This is a genomic window from Mycobacterium sp. NGS68, assembly GCF_059812195.1.
In genome coordinates, this window is sequence record NZ_JCALCE010000003.1 from 199,390 (window position 1) to 213,654 (window position 14,265).

Sequence of the window (14,265 nt, forward strand, 5' to 3'; positions counted from 1 at the left end):
TGCAGTGGTGGGTGGTGGAGCTAGTGGCAGGACGGTGCGTGCGGGTTCGGTGTCCAGTCGATCGGCCCCGCGACGATGGAATGACTGGTCAGCTTGCGGCCCAGCACATCCTGCGCGGCGCGGGCCGCATCGATCAGGGCCGGCAGCGCCACTCCCGTGGCGACACCCATCTCCTCGAACATGCTGATCAAATCCTCGGAAGCGATGTTTCCGGTGGACCCCGCCGGCACCGGGCAACCGCCGAGTTCGCCGAAGCTGGACTCGAAGCTGGTGCAGCCGGCCTGCAGCGCGGCGTACGCGTTGGCCAGGCCCTGGCCGCGGGTGTTGTGGAAGTGGGCGGTTACCTCGACCCCGGGCAGCCGCTCGATGGCCGCGGCGAAGAATTCGCCGACGTAGGCGGGGTTGGCCATCCCGGTGGTATCGCCGAAGCCGACCTCGGTGGCGCCCGCGGCTGCGAACTGCTCGGCCAGGTCGAGCACCCGCTTCATCGGCACCTTTCCCTCGAACGGGCAGCCGTAGGAGGTGGCGATGACGGCGGCGCAGCGCAGATCCTCGGCGACGATGCGCTTGGTGATGATCTCGTTGTCTGCCATGGATTCGGCGATGGTGCGGTTCACGTTCTTCTTGTTGTGGGTCTCCGACGCGCTGACGAAGATCGCCACCTCCGAGAAGGTTTCCCGCACCTTCAGCGCGTTGTCGAGTCCCTTGCTGTTGGGGACCAGCACCATCAGCGACACGTGCTCGGGCACCTCGACGCCACGCAGCACCTCGACGCCGTCGGACAGCTGGGGGATCACGTCGGGTCGCACGAAGCTGGCCACCTCGATGCGCCGCAACCCCGTGCGGCCCAACCGGTTGATCAGGTCGATCTTGTCGGCCGTGGCGATCGTCTCCGGCTCGTTCTGGAACCCGTCCCTGGGGCCGACCTCGCGGATATCGACATGCGCGGGCAGTCCGCTCACAGTGTGCTCCCTTCCTGCTCGATCTGATCACGGAACCTGGGGTCGGCGATCTCGATCAATCGTCGCGCTCGTTCCCGCAGGCTGCAGCCGCGCAGCTGGGCGACGCCATATTCGGTGACTACGGTGTCGACGTCGGAGCGCGCGGTGGTGACCACCCCGCCCTCGAGGGCGGCCTTGATGGTGGACCTGCCGCCGGACGTGGCCCGCAGCGCGATGATGGACCGTTTGCCGGTGAGCGCGGCGGCGCGGGTGAAGTCGACCTGGCCGCCGACGGCGCCGACGTACACGCCGTGGCTGACCTCCGCGCCGACCTGGCCGCTCAGGTCGACCTCAACGGCGAAGTTCACCGAAACCAGCGATCGCAGCTGCGAAAGCACCTGCGGGCTATGGGTATAACTGGTCGGCAGGAACCTGGCAGGCAGCTCGGACAACCGGTTGTACAGTTCGGCCGACCCCAGCGCCGTGCCGGCCACGATCAGGCCCGGGTCGATCTCCTTGCGGCGTCCGGTCGCCACCCCTTTGTCGACCAGCCGCAGCATGCCGTCGGTGACCATGCCCGTATGGAACCCGAGGTCCTCGTGCTCGGCCAGCGCATCCAGTATCGCGGTCCCCAGCGAACCGACCCCCAGCTGCACGGTGTCGCCGTCGTCGATCAGGTCGACGACATGCGCGGCGATGCGCCGCTCGGTGGCTCCCGGCGCGCGGGTGGGATCTTCGGCCAGCGGCCGGTCGGTGGTGATGGTCGCGGCGAACCGGTCGATCGGGATTCGCGGACTACCAACGGTTTCCGGCATCCGCGCGTTGATCTCGGCGATCAGCACCGGCGTGTGGTCGATCGCGTCGGCCACGTAGTCGACGCCGATGCCCAGTGAGCACGTGCCGTCCCGGTCGGGCGGGGACACCTGGAGCAGGCCCACGTCGCACGGCAGCCGGCGCTCGGCGAACATCCGCGGTAGCGCCGAGTAGTGGCACGGCACCACGTCCAGGCGTCCGGAGCGGCTCAATTCGCGGAGCTCGCCGAGCCCGCCGTAGGACACCATGGACATCCGGCCCGGCATCGTGATGGCCAGTTGGTCGTTCCAGCTCAGCCCGGTGAAGGCCCGAATCGGGCCGATCTTGGGATTCTGCCGGATCAGGGCGTCGACGAGGGGACGCGGCTCCGCGGCGGCCTGGCCCCACCAGACGCCGTCACCCCGGGACAGGAACTTGCCGAAATCGATCACGTCGACACCCGCTGGATCAGTGTCGCCGTCCCCAGACCTCCCCCGCAGCACATCGTGATCAGGCCGAGGTCGGCCTCGCGCCGCTCCAATTCGGCGACCAGGGTGGCGGTCAGCCGGGCGCCGGTGGCGCCCACCGCGTGGCCCAGCGCGATCGCGCCGCCGTTGACGTTGACACGGTCGGCGGCCGGGTTCAGCTCGCGCTGCCAGGCCAGCACCACCGACGAGAACGCCTCGTTGACCTCGAACAGGTCGATGTCGTCCACGGTGATAGCGTTGCGCTGCAATAGCTTCCGGGTGGCGGGGATGGGCCCGGTCAGCATGATCACCGGATCGACCCCGACGGTGGTCTGGTCGACGATGCGGGCCCGTGGTCGCAGCCCGAGGCGTCGTACGGCGGCCCCGGAGCACAGCAGCACCGCGGCAGCGCCGTCGCTGATGGGCGAGGAGGACCCCGCCGTGATCCGACCGTTCTGCTTGCGGAACACCGGCTTGAGGTTGGCCAGGGTCTCCACTGTGGTCTCGGGGCGCACACACTGATCGGAAAGCCGGGTCTCGCCGTCGAGCACCAGTGGCACCATCTCGGCGAGGAACCGGCCGTCGGCGATGGCCTTGGCGGCACTCTGGTGCGACTGCGCGGCGAATGCGTCCATGTCGACACGGTCTATGTGCCAGCGGTCGGCGATCAGTTCGGCGCTTTCGCCTTGGTGCACAAAGCCGTACCGCTCGCGCAACGCGGCCGGCCACGGGTCTCCGTACAGTTCGGAGATCTTGCCCGGTGAGTCGATGGGCACGTGTCCCATGTGTTCCACGCCCCCGGCGATCACGACGTCATGCGTGCCGGAGGCCACCAGGGCCGCGCCCATGGCAAGCGCGGTCTGCGCGGACCCGCAGCGCCGGTCCAGCGTGGTGGCGGGCACCTCCGCCGGGTAGCCCGCCTGCAGCCACGCGTTGCGTGCGATGTTGCGGGACTGTTCGCCGAACGGTGCGGTGCAACCGATCACCAGATCCTCGACCATCGCGGGATCGATGCCGGTGCGCCCGACTAATTCGGTGTAGCAGGCGCCGAGTATCGCGTTGGGGTGGGTATCGCGGTACCAGCCGCGCTCGGGATGCGAACGGCCGGTGGGGGTGCGCACCGCCTCCACGATGTACACGACACGGCCGGTCACGGCGAACGGTCCGGTTACGGTGCGGCCCATCAGATCACCGTCCCGCCGTCGACCGGCAGCACCTGGCCGGTGATATAGGACGCGGCGTCGGAGGCGAGGAACACGAACACCGGCGCAATCTCGTCGGGAAAGGCCCAGCGACCCAATGGGATCCGGGCGAGTGTCTTGGCGGCAAGCTTCTCGTTGCTGCGGATGTTCTCGGTCATGGCGGTGGCGGCCAGCGGCGCGACGGCGTTGACGGTGATGGCTTTGCGGGCCAGTTCGCGCGCCAATGACTTGGTCAGCCCGATGATCCCGGCCTTGGCGGCGCCGTAGTTGGCCTGTCCGATGGTCCCGGTGAGGCCCGCGGCGGAGGTGACGTTGATGATGCGGCCGGTGCCGTCGGTGGGCAGGTGCGGCAGCGCGGCCTGGCTGCACACGAAGCTGCCCAGCAGATGGATGTCGACGATGCGGCGGAAGTTCTCCTCCGACAGGTCGGCAAACATGGCCGGCGCGATCGCGCCCGCGTTGTTGACCAGGATGTGCAGCGCGCCGTCGCCGAGTTCCGCTGCGGCTGCGGCGGCTTCGGCCGCGGCGGCCGAATCTCTGACGTCCAGGACGAATGGCGCCGCGGTGCCACCACCGGCCACGATGGATTCCGCGGTCGCGACGGCGGCGTCCTTGTCGATGTCGGTGACCAGGACCGCGGCCCCGGCCGCGGAGAACGCCCGGGCGATCGCCTCTCCGACGCCGCCGCCCGCCCCGGTGACCAGCGCCGACCGGCCGTCGAGGCGGAACACGTCACGATTCGCGGTCATCAGTAGCTCCTCGGCAGGCCCAGCACGTGCTCGCCCAGGTAGTTGAGCACCATCTCCTGGCTGATCGGGGCGATGCGGGTCAGCCTGGCTTCGCGGAAGTAGCGGGCCACGTGGTATTCCTCGGAGTAACCCATGCCGCCGTGGGTCTGCAGTGCCCGGTCGGCCGCGGTGAATCCGGCGTCGGCGCACAGATACTTGGCCGTATTGGCTTCGCGGCCACAGGGTTCGCCGTTGTCGTACAGCCACGTCGCCTTGCGCAGCATCAGCTCGGCGGCGTCGAGGCGGGCCAGCGAATCCGCCAGCGGAAACTGGATGCCCTGGTTCATTCCGATCGGTCGGCCGAAGACCTCCCGGTCGTTGCCGTACCGCACGGCGGCGCGCAGCGCGGCCCGGCCCATGCCGAGTGCTTCGGCGGCGATCAGGCAGCGCTCGGGGTTCAGGCCGTCGAGGATGTAGCGGAAGCCCTGGCCTTCCTCGCCGACGCGGTCCTCGACCGGAATCTCGAGGCCGTCGATGAAAAGCTCGTTGGAGGACACCGCGTTACGTCCCATCTTCGGGATGGGGCGGATCTCCACCTTGTCGCGGTCCAGGTCGGTGAAGAACAGCGTCATGCCGTCCGTCTTGCGCTTGGCGTCGTCGAACTTGGTGGTCCGGGTGAGCAGCAGGATCTTCTCGGATTCCAGCGCTTTGGAGATCCACACCTTGCGGCCGTTGACCACGTAGCGATCGCCGTCGCGGCGGGCGAACGTGGTGATCTTGGTGGTGTCCAGCCCCGCGCCCGGTTCGGTCACCCCGAAGCACACGTGCAGATCGCCGGTGACGATGCGGGGCAGGTTGCGGGCCTTGAGGTCGTCGGAGCCGTGCACGATCACCGGGTGCATGCCGAAGATCGACATGTGCATGGAGCTCGCGCCGTTCATGCCGGCGCCGCTGGCGGCGACCTCCTCCAGCAGGATCGAGGCCTCGGTGATGCCGAACCCGTGGCCGCCGTATTCCTCCGGCGTGGTGATGCCCAGCCAGCCGCCGTCGGCGAACGCGTCGTAGAACTCCGTGGGGAATTCGTGTTGCTGGTCTTTGGCCATCCAGTACTGGTCGTCGAACTTGCCGGCCAGCTCGGCCACGGCGGCGCGGATCGTCTGCTGATCCTCGCTCAGTTGGAAGTCCACACCGATCTCCGCTCGACGAACTGTCGGATACTTACGCTTGTGCAAATCATACTAATGGACAGACCAAAAGGGAAGGCCGCAGGAGGCCCGGCATGGCCGCCCCGCGCCATCAGGCGGGGGCGGGCAGAAGCGGCAGGACGCCGGCGATTTTCTCGTTCCAGGCTGCCGGGGTGCCGAACAGCACCCGGTCGAGTTTGGCCCGCTTGTAGAACAGCTGCAGGTCGTGTTCCCACGTGTAGCCGACGGCGCCGTGCAAAGTCAGTGCGCTGTCTGCGATTTCGGCGGCCCCGCGGGTGACCTGGGCCTTGGCCACGGCGGCATGGGTGGCGCGTTCGGGCAGCCCTTCCTGGGCGGACTGCGCCGCGTAGCAGACGACGGACATCGACGATTCCACCGTGACCAGCATCTGCGCCGCGGCGTGCTTTACGGCCTGGAAGGACCCGATCGGCGTGCCGAATTGCCGGCGCTGTTTGCTGTAGTCAACGGCCAGCTGCAGCATCCGCTCGGAAGCGCCCAGCGCATCGGCGGCGACGAGAACAGCTGCCCTGGTGGCGATTTCGGCGATAGCGGCGGAACCGTCGACGTCAAGCCGGCGCCCGGTGGCATCGCCGAAGACGATGTCGGCGACGTCGCGCGAACGGTCGAGGAGGGCGCGGGGGCGGATCTGGACCCCCGGGTCGGCGCTGTCCACCAGCCACAGCGAGGTGGCTTCGCCGTCGGGGATGGGCACCAGCAGCTGCCGCGACCGGTGGGCGCCCAGCACGCAAGGAACCTGCCCGCGCAACCGGCCCGTGCCGCCGTCCACCGACGTCACCGGCGCCGGGATTCGGTCCGCGCGCACCGCGAGCGCGGTCACCTCGCCGGACTCCGTCGCCGCACGCAGCAGCGCCGGTTCGTCGGCCAGCGCCGGCGTGACGATCGCCGACTGCAGCCAGCCGGCCGAGGGTGCCGCCGCGCGCCCGAGTTCTCGCGCGGTGAGCGCCAGTTCCAGCAGGCCGCCACCCTGGCCGCCGAGGTCTTCGTCGAAACCGACGCCGCCCCAGCCCTCGTCGACGAAGTTCCTTTCGAAGGCCGTCGCGTCGCCGGTGTCCAGCCATCCGCGAACCGTCGCCGAGTCGGCACGGTCGCCCAACCACTCGCGCAGCGAGGCAATGAATAGCTCCTGCTCGCTGGAAAGCTCTAAATGCATTGGTGTCCTTCCTGAATCGACAAGCACACCGTCACGCGGTGAGGCTCGCGGCGGCCACCTGGCCGGGCTGCGGCTCGGGTGCCCGCTTGAGTTCCTTGAGCATGTACCACGTCGTCAGGCTGAGGTAGGCGCCCCAGATGGCAACCGGCAGATAGAAGGCGAGCAACCCGTGGTAGGCGAACGGTCCGCTCTTCATGAACGCCGGACCCGCCGCGAAGAACAGCGTCACGGCTCCCGCGAACGTCAGCCAGGTGAGCCAGCGGGGAATCATCGGCCGGTCGCGATGATCCATCAGTTCCACGACGCCGGTCGCCGCCATCTCCACGGCCAGGTAGATCCAGCCGAGCAGGAAAGCGAACCAGGCCCAGTCGTAAAAAGCCTGGATGACGTCCGCTCCGCTTTCCTTTCGGTAGGCGGACACGATCCACGCGCAGGCGTTGAGGAAGACGATCAACGAGATGAACACCCCGCAGACGGCCGTGGTGAAAGACCAGACCGGCCAACGTCCCTCGATCTTGGCCAGCATGATGCCGAACGCGATGGAGCCCGGCGTGAGTATTCCCGCGGCGATGTAGAAGAGGCTGCAACCGACGATGGTCCCCCAGTGATGCGTCTGGCTGAACCACACCTTGGTGGCCTCGAGTCCCAAGTCGGCGCGTGCGGGGAGGTAGAAGTGGGCGATACCGAGCCAGCCGATCGCGGTGAGTGCAACGAAGATCCAATTGCACCAGAGTGCGAACTTCTGTGAGCCGAGCCGTTCTGGCGCCGCCATGGTCACCTCGCGAATGTTCGTAGTCTGCGGGATACGGGATAGAGGTCCAATCATACGAATGGACTGACCAAAAGCCAAGGCATGGTTCGTCGGTTGTGCCTGGTCAGTCGCCGAATGCCTCCAAATGGGTAGGAAAAGTTAGCTCATTCGGGTGAAGCGCGGCAGGGCTCTCGCGGGTGACGATGGTGGCGACTTTGTAAGCGTGATGCACCCCGTTGAGGAGCAGGTCCAATGGCAACATATTCTCCGCCCGCCCCGACCGCCGCGGCGCGCGGCGTGTCCGAGCCGCGAACCGATTACACGGCCTGGAAGGTCCTGGCGTGGACTGGCCCCGCGTTTCTGTTCGCCGTCTTCGTCCTCTGGGGGATTGTGGCTCACAACATGCCGCCGTTCCCGCCCAGCGCAACCCCGGAGGAGGTCAAGGCGCACTTTCAAGAGCTGAGGCTTCCGCTGTTGATTGCCTTGAGCATCTGCGTCACGATGACGGCTTTCTACATGTCATGGAGCGTGGCAGTGGCCCGCGTGATGGAACGCATCGACGGGCCCGGCGGCCTGTTGTCCAAGATCGAGATGATGGGCGGAACCATCACCTGCGCGCCGGTCATGGTGACGTTGGCGATTTGGCTGACCGCCGCGCACGAGGCGGCGTACCTGCCGGCGAGCGTCATGCACATGCTGTACTGGATGGGCTGGCTGCTGTTCGATCTGGCGTACTTTGTCACCTCGTTGCAGATCGCCGCGATCAGCATCACGTTCATGCGGGACAAGCGGGAGAAGAAGCTGGTTCCCAACGCTGTAAGTTGGTGGGGCTGGGTGACATTCGCGTCGTTCTTCGCGGTGAGCGCGATCCCGTTCGTCACCACCGGACCGTTGGCCTTCAACGGCGTGATCAGCTTCTGGATCGCCTTCTTCACGTGGTTCTTCTGGATCCCCAGCCTGTCTTACTTCATCATCAAGGCGATTCCCCGGCTGAAGGCAGAGGACGAGGCGGCCGGACTGGCCTGACCGTCACAGCATGAGCGTCGATACCGCTGAACGCGTGGAACCCAGACGCCTTCCCGGAGTGGAGGGCATCTGGGTTTTCATCGGCGCCGATTCGGTCATCTTCGCGATCCTGTTTCTCACCTTCATGCAGGATCGGCTGAAGAATCCGGCGGTGTTTGAGGCCTCCCGGCACACGCTCAACATGAACCTGGGCGGCCTCGACACCCTGATATTGCTGACCAGTTCCTGGTGTGTGGCGTTGGCTGTCCAGGCGATCAAGCGCGACCTCCTCGCGCGAGTTCCCCGCTATCTACTCGGGGGAGTGCTGACCGGTCTGATGTTCGTGGTGTCCAAATCGTTCGAGTACTTCCAGAAGTTCGCGCATGGCATCACGCCGGGCACCGACCCCTTCTTCATGTGGTACTTCACCCTTACCGGGATTCATCTGGCACACGTACTGCTGGGCACCGTGCTGCTGACGTTCCTGTGGGTCAGGGCTAAGCGGGCCGCCTTCAGCAGTGCCCGCCGGGCGGTCCCGGAGTCGGTGGCCTCGTTCTGGCACCTCGTCGATCTGTTGTGGATCGTGCTGTTTCCGCTGCTGTATCTGATGAAGGCGGCCTGATGTCGGTTTTGCGCGAGCGCAGCACACGGGTGTGGCTGGCCCTGATGGTGCTGACGTGCCTGACGACGTGGGGGCTGTCCAAGAACCTGTTCAGTCCGGCCGTCGCCGTCGTCGGCACCTTCGCCATAGCGGCGGTCAAGGTGAGGTACGTGGTTCTGGACTTCATGGAGCTGCGGCAGGCGCCGCTGCCCGTGCGGGTCTTTTTCGAGACCTGGCCTGTGGCGGTCGCCGGCGTGATCCTGGGCTTCTGGTTTCTCACTCCGTCCCTGGCATGACGCCTCGAGCCTGCGCTGAGGGCTCGAGCCTGCGCTGAGGGCCCGCCGTCGCGGCTCAATCGCTAGGGGGCGCAGGTTCGCTGCCACCATCGCAGGCTCGGGGGGCAGGGAGGGCGTCAAATCCCGCTGGTATCCGAAGTTGTGTCCCAGTCGTGTCCGATTCGAGCCCCACTTCGCCCCACTGTCGCCCCACCCGCGTCTCACCAGCACATTTCGGCTCCTGAAATGCGGTTTTTCGATGCGACACACGGTCGCGTAGTGGCCCGTGACGGCCTAGTCATGGCCTGCTGTGGTGAATAACGGCAGAAACGCCACGACGACACCCTGGAAATGGGGCAAAGTGGGGGGCTGTGGGGTATGGTGGCTGAAGTATTCGAGAGTGGGTGGGTGAGTCCGAAAGCCGGTCCCGAACGGGAGGTGAGCTGGTGTTTCTCGGCACTTACACGCCCAAACTCGACGACAAGGGGCGGCTCACGCTGCCCGCCAAATTCCGTGACGCGTTGGCAGGGGGGTTGATGGTCACCAAGAGCCAAGATCACAGCCTCGCCGTCTACCCGCGGGCGGAATTCGAACAACTGGCGCGCCGCGCCAGCAAGACGTCGAAGAGCAACCCGGAGGCGAGGGCGTTCCTGCGCAACCTGGCCGCCGGCACCGACGAGCAGCATCCCGACGCCCAGGGCCGGATCACGCTGTCGGCCGACCACCGGCGCTACGCCAACCTCTCCAAGGACTGCGTGGTGATCGGGGCGGTGGACTACCTCGAGATCTGGGACGCACAGGCCTGGAGCGACTACCAACGAACCCACGAAGAGAACTTCTCCGCGGCCAGCGATGAAGCACTCGGCGACATCATCTGAGGCGCGTGCCCGTGCCTGGTGGCCTCTGCCCGAACCGACCCTGGCGTACTTCCCCAACGCCAGGTTCACCCGTTCGGACAGAGACCTCCACGCAAGGGCTCAGATTTCGGAGGCCGGCCAGGACCGGGGAGGTGTTGCGGTGGCTGACGCAGATTTCGGTCACGTGCCCGTCCTGGCCGATCGTTGCCTCGAGCTACTCACCCCGGCGCTGACCCGCCATCACCCGGACGGATCGGACGCGGTCCTCGTCGACGCGACGATCGGGGCGGGCGGACACGCGGAACGGTTCCTGTCCGAGCTGCCGGGCCTGCGGCTGATCGGTTTGGACCGCGACCCGAGCGCGCTGGAGATCGCCGGCGCCCGACTGAACAGGTTCGGCGACCGGGTCACCCTCGTGCATACCCGGTACGACGGCCTGCCTGCCGCGCTGGCCGAATCCGGTTACGACGCAGCGGAATCAGTCGACGGGGTGCTCTTCGACCTCGGCGTGTCGTCGATGCAGCTCGACCGGGCCGAGCGCGGCTTCGCCTACGCCCAGGACGCGCCGCTGGACATGCGGATGGATCCCGAGTCGCCGTTGTCGGCCGCCGACATCCTCAACACTTATGACGAGGCCGCCTTGGCCGACATCCTGCACCGATACGGCGAGGAGAAGTTCGCCCGGCGCATCGCGACGCACATCGTGCGCCAGCGCTCGCGCACCCCGTTCACGTCGACCGCGGAGCTGGTCGCCCTGCTCTACCAGGCGATTCCGGCGCCCGCCCGGCGCACCGGCGGACACCCGGCCAAGCGCACGTTCCAGGCGCTGCGCATCGCGGTCAACGACGAGCTGGACACCCTGCGCAGGGCCGTGCCGGCCGCGCTGGATGCGCTGGCCGTCGCGGGCCGCATCGTGGTGCTGGCCTACCAGTCGCTGGAAGACCGGATCGTCAAGCGCGTGTTCGCCGAGGCGGTCGCCTCGCGCACGCCGGCGGGCCTGCCGGTCGAGCTTCCCGGCCACGGGCCGCGATTCCGGTCGTTGACCCGCGGCGCCGAGCGCGCGGATGCCGTTGAGATCGAACGCAATCCCCGCAGCGCCCCGGTGCGGCTGCGGGCCCTGCAACGGATTGGGAAGGGCGGTTCATGAAAGCCAAGCGTGAGGCCCGCGGGGCCGGGAAACGCGGCGGTGCGGAGCGTCGGCGCACCCACGATGGCGCCGTCCGCACCGGCAGGCGCCCGACGGCGGACTCGACGTCCGCACGCCGCACCCGGACGCGCACACCCGCACGTGAGGCTCGCTCGTCGAAGTCCGGCCCGCAGACCAGCCCGATCGCCAGGCCCGTCGAGCGGTCGGCCCGCGCCAAGAACACCACCCAGGCCAAGGCCCGGGCCAAGGCGCGTAAGGCCAAGGCGCCCAAGGTCGTCCGGCCCAAGTTGAGCGAGCGGCTGGCCACCCGGCTGGCCGCCATCGACCTGCGGCCCAGCACGTTGGTGAGCAGGGTCCCGTTTGTGGTGCTGGTGATCGGGTCGTTGGGGCTGGGGCTGGCGCTCACCCTGTGGTTGTCCACCGACTCCGCCGAGCGTTCGTACAAACTCAGCCACGCGCGCGAGAAGACGCGGATGCTGCAGCAGCAGAAGGAGGCGCTGGAACGCGATGTGCGCGAAGCGGAGTCGGCGCCCGCCCTGGCCGAGGCGGCCCGCAAGCAGGGGATGATCCCGACGAGGGACACCGCCCACCTGGTCCAGGCTCCCGACGGCAGCTGGGTGGTTGTGGGCACGCCGCATCCGGCCGACGGCGTCCCGCCGCCCCCGTTGAACGCCAAGCTTCCCGACGAGGGCCCCCCGCCGCCGCCCAAGCCCCCGGTGGATCCGGCGGAAGTCCCGGTCATGGTGCTGCCGCCGCCCGGCGCGGCCGTGCCGCCCAGGTCGGGGCCCGAGGCGCTGCTGCGTGGCCCGGACGGCTCGACGACCATCGGTGGTCAGCACCTGTCCACGCCCGCCGGGCCGCACCTGCCCGGGACGGTCGCGGGCCAGCCGCCGGGCCTACCGGGTGTACCCGTCCCGGCCGTGCCGGGTCAGGTGCCGGTGCCGGCCGTGCCCGGACAGTTGCCGGTGCCCGGCCAGCCGATCCCGGGTGTGGCGGTGCCGGTCCCGGGTGCGGCGGTGCCGGTCCCGGTGCCGGCCCAGCTCCCACCGCCGGTGCCGCAGCCGATCGCCCCGGTCGCCCCCGTGGCGCCCGTCGCGCCCGTCGCACCCGTGGCGCCGGGGACGGCCCGATGAGGCGCGGCGAGTCGAAGCGCGAGCGCCCGTCGGCGCCGGTGCGCCGTCGTCAACCCCGCAATTCCGCCCGAGAGGCCAAGCAGCCCAAGGAGCCCAAGAAGTCCCGTGGCGCGGGTGCGGGCTCGGCGCTCGGCCGCTCGGCGCGGGAGCGGCGCACCCGGCAGGCGGTGGAGGCCGGGACGCGCGGCGCGTCGTTCGTGTTCCGGCATCGGGCCGGCAACATCGCGATCCTGGCGTTGATAGCGGTCGCCGCGACCCAGCTGTTCCTGCTGCAGGTTTCCAACGCCCCGGGTCTGCGCGCTCAGGCCGCCGGCCAGCTCAAGGTCACCGACGTCCGGAAGGCGGTCCGCGGCAGCATCATCGACCGCAATAAGGACCAGCTCGCGTTCACCATCGAATCGCGGGCGCTGACCTTCCAGCCCAAGCGGGTCCGCCACCAGCTGGAGGAGGCGCGGTCCAAGAACCCGGCGGCCCCCGACCCGCAGCAGCGGATGCAGGACATCGCCAAGGAGATCGCGGGCCGGCTCAGCAACAAGCCGGATGCGCCGACCCTGCTCAAGAAGCTGCTGAGCGACGAGAACTTCGTCTACCTGGCTCGCGCCGTCGACCCCGCCGTGGCCAGCGCGATCTCCGACAAGTATCCCGAGGTGGGTTCCGAACGGCAGGACCTGCGTCAATACCCCGGCGGATCGCTGGCGGCCAACATCATCGGCGGCATCGACTGGGACGGCCACGGACTCCTGGGCCTGGAAGAGTCCAAGGACGCCGTGCTCGCCGGCACCGACGGTTCGGTCACCTACGACCGCGGCTCCGACGGCGTGGTCATCCCCGGCAGTTACCGCAACCAGCACCGGGCGCTCAACGGCTCGACAATCCAGGTCACCCTCGACGACGACATCCAGTTCTACGTGCAGCAGCAGGTGCAGCAGGCCAAGAACGCGTCCGGCGCGCACACCGTATCGGCCGTCGTGCTCGACTCCAAGACCGGCGAAGTGCTGGCCATGGCCAACGACAACACCTTCGACCCGTCGCAGGACATCGGGCGCCAGGGCGAGCGGCAACTGGGCAACCTGGCCGTCACCTCGCCCTTCGAGCCGGGCTCGGTGAACAAGATCATTACCGCGTCCTCGCTGATCGAGTACGGGCTGTCCAACCCCGACGAGGTGCTGCAGGTGCCCGGCACGATCCAGATGGGCGGCATCACCGTGCATGACGCCTGGGAGCACGGGGTGATGCCCTACACCACCACCGGCGTCTTCGGGAAGTCGTCCAACGTCGGCACGCTGATGCTGGCCCAACGCGTCGGCCCGGAGCGCTTCTACGACATGGTCCGCAAGTTCGGGCTGGGTCAGCGGACCGGGGTCGGGCTGTCCGGGGAGAGCGCCGGGCTGGTGCCGCCGATCGACCAGTGGTCGGGCAGCACGTTCTCGAACCTGCCTATCGGGCAGGGACTTTCGATGACCCTGCTGCAGATGACCGGCATGTATCAGGCCATCGCCAACGACGGGGTGCGGATCCCGCCGCGCATCCTCAAGGCCACCATCGCCGCGGACGGCACCCGCACCGAAGAGCCGCGCCCCGAGGGCATTCGGGTGGTGTCGGCGCAGACCGCGCAGACCGTGCGCGGCATGCTGCGCGCCGTCGTGCAGCACGATCCGATGGGCTACCAGCAGGGCACCGGGCCCGCGGCGGCCGTGCCCGGCTATCAGATGGCCGGCAAGACCGGGACCGCCCAGCAGATCAACCCGGGCTGCGGCTGCTACTTCGACGACGTCTACTGGATCACGTTCGCCGGCATGGCCACCGCCGACAATCCCCGCTACGTCATCGGCATCATGATGGACAACCCGCAGCGCAACGCCGACGGCACACCCGGCCACTCGGCGGCGCCCCTGTTCCACAACATCGCGGGCTGGCTGATGCAGCGCGGAAACGTCCCGCTGTCGCCCGACCCGGGACCGCCGCTGACGCTGCAGCAGACGTAGGGGCG

14 protein-coding genes are annotated in these 14,265 nt (G+C 68.3%); 7 read left to right on the forward strand and 7 right to left on the reverse strand.

All coding sequences use genetic code 11. The features are described from left to right. Window positions 1–20 precede the first annotated feature (20 nt). The 7 genes from AC5Y5V_RS05775 to AC5Y5V_RS05805 form a co-directional block, all read right to left on the reverse strand. On the reverse strand, window positions 21–962 hold the full coding sequence (locus tag AC5Y5V_RS05775; protein WP_499931839.1) for a hydroxymethylglutaryl-CoA lyase: 942 nt from the start codon (window positions 960–962) through the stop codon (window positions 21–23). Continuing rightward, complete coding sequence (locus AC5Y5V_RS05780; protein ID WP_499931841.1) at window positions 959–2,185, reverse strand: acetyl-CoA hydrolase/transferase family protein; 1,227 nt, start codon at window positions 2,183–2,185, stop codon at window positions 959–961. The genes AC5Y5V_RS05775 and AC5Y5V_RS05780 overlap by 4 nt, the downstream gene beginning before the upstream one ends. Next, on the reverse strand, window positions 2,182–3,384 hold the full coding sequence (locus tag AC5Y5V_RS05785; protein ID WP_499931843.1) for a thiolase family protein: 1,203 nt from the start codon (window positions 3,382–3,384) through the stop codon (window positions 2,182–2,184). The genes AC5Y5V_RS05780 and AC5Y5V_RS05785 overlap by 4 nt, the downstream gene beginning before the upstream one ends. Next, the gene (locus AC5Y5V_RS05790; protein WP_499931845.1) at window positions 3,384–4,151 is read right to left on the reverse strand and encodes an SDR family NAD(P)-dependent oxidoreductase; all 768 of its coding nucleotides are present in this window, start codon (window positions 4,149–4,151) and stop codon (window positions 3,384–3,386) included. The genes AC5Y5V_RS05785 and AC5Y5V_RS05790 overlap by 1 nt, the downstream gene beginning before the upstream one ends. Next, entirely contained in the window at window positions 4,151–5,317 is a 1,167-nt protein-coding gene (locus AC5Y5V_RS05795; protein WP_499931847.1) for an acyl-CoA dehydrogenase family protein, read from the reverse strand. Before AC5Y5V_RS05795 ends, AC5Y5V_RS05790 begins: the two co-directional genes overlap by 1 nt. A 109-nt stretch (window positions 5,318–5,426) precedes the next feature. Beyond that, window positions 5,427–6,506: an acyl-CoA dehydrogenase family protein gene (locus AC5Y5V_RS05800; RefSeq protein ID WP_499931849.1), complete on the reverse strand. Its 1,080-nt coding sequence runs from the start codon at window positions 6,504–6,506 to the stop codon at window positions 5,427–5,429. Window positions 6,507–6,537: 31 nt separating this feature from the next. Further along, entirely contained in the window at window positions 6,538–7,278 is a 741-nt protein-coding gene (locus tag AC5Y5V_RS05805) for a hypothetical protein (protein ID WP_499931851.1), read from the reverse strand. Between the two features lie 231 nt (window positions 7,279–7,509). Here AC5Y5V_RS05805 and AC5Y5V_RS05810 point away from each other — a divergent pair, with 231 nt between their 5' ends. The 7 genes from AC5Y5V_RS05810 to AC5Y5V_RS05840 all read left to right on the forward strand — a co-directional run bounded on the left by AC5Y5V_RS05810 (window position 7,510) and on the right by AC5Y5V_RS05840 (window position 14,260). Continuing rightward, window positions 7,510–8,283 carry a hypothetical protein gene (locus AC5Y5V_RS05810; protein ID WP_499931853.1) on the forward strand — a complete coding sequence of 258 codons (774 nt, stop codon included), beginning with the start codon at window positions 7,510–7,512 and terminating at the stop codon, window positions 8,281–8,283. Between the two features lie 10 nt (window positions 8,284–8,293). Continuing rightward, entirely contained in the window at window positions 8,294–8,884 is a 591-nt protein-coding gene (locus AC5Y5V_RS05815) for a cytochrome c oxidase subunit 3 family protein (protein ID WP_499931855.1), read from the forward strand. Next, window positions 8,884–9,159 (forward strand): cytochrome C oxidase subunit IV family protein, encoded by a 276-nt coding sequence (locus AC5Y5V_RS05820; protein ID WP_499931857.1) that lies wholly within the window; start codon window positions 8,884–8,886, stop codon window positions 9,157–9,159. Before AC5Y5V_RS05815 ends, AC5Y5V_RS05820 begins: the two co-directional genes overlap by 1 nt. A gap of 425 nt (window positions 9,160–9,584) precedes the next feature. Continuing rightward, window positions 9,585–10,016 (forward strand): division/cell wall cluster transcriptional repressor MraZ, encoded by a 432-nt coding sequence (gene mraZ, locus AC5Y5V_RS05825; protein WP_499931859.1) that lies wholly within the window; start codon window positions 9,585–9,587, stop codon window positions 10,014–10,016. Continuing rightward, the gene (gene rsmH / locus AC5Y5V_RS05830; protein WP_499931861.1) at window positions 9,991–11,142 is read left to right on the forward strand and encodes a 16S rRNA (cytosine(1402)-N(4))-methyltransferase RsmH; all 1,152 of its coding nucleotides are present in this window, start codon (window positions 9,991–9,993) and stop codon (window positions 11,140–11,142) included. Before mraZ ends, rsmH begins: the two co-directional genes overlap by 26 nt. After that, entirely contained in the window at window positions 11,139–12,275 is a 1,137-nt protein-coding gene (gene ftsL, locus AC5Y5V_RS05835) for a cell division protein FtsL (RefSeq protein WP_499931863.1), read from the forward strand. Before rsmH ends, ftsL begins: the two co-directional genes overlap by 4 nt. Further along, complete coding sequence (locus AC5Y5V_RS05840) at window positions 12,272–14,260, forward strand: peptidoglycan D,D-transpeptidase FtsI family protein (RefSeq protein WP_499931865.1); 1,989 nt, start codon at window positions 12,272–12,274, stop codon at window positions 14,258–14,260. The genes ftsL and AC5Y5V_RS05840 overlap by 4 nt, the downstream gene beginning before the upstream one ends. The last annotated feature ends 5 nt before the right edge of the window (window positions 14,261–14,265 follow it).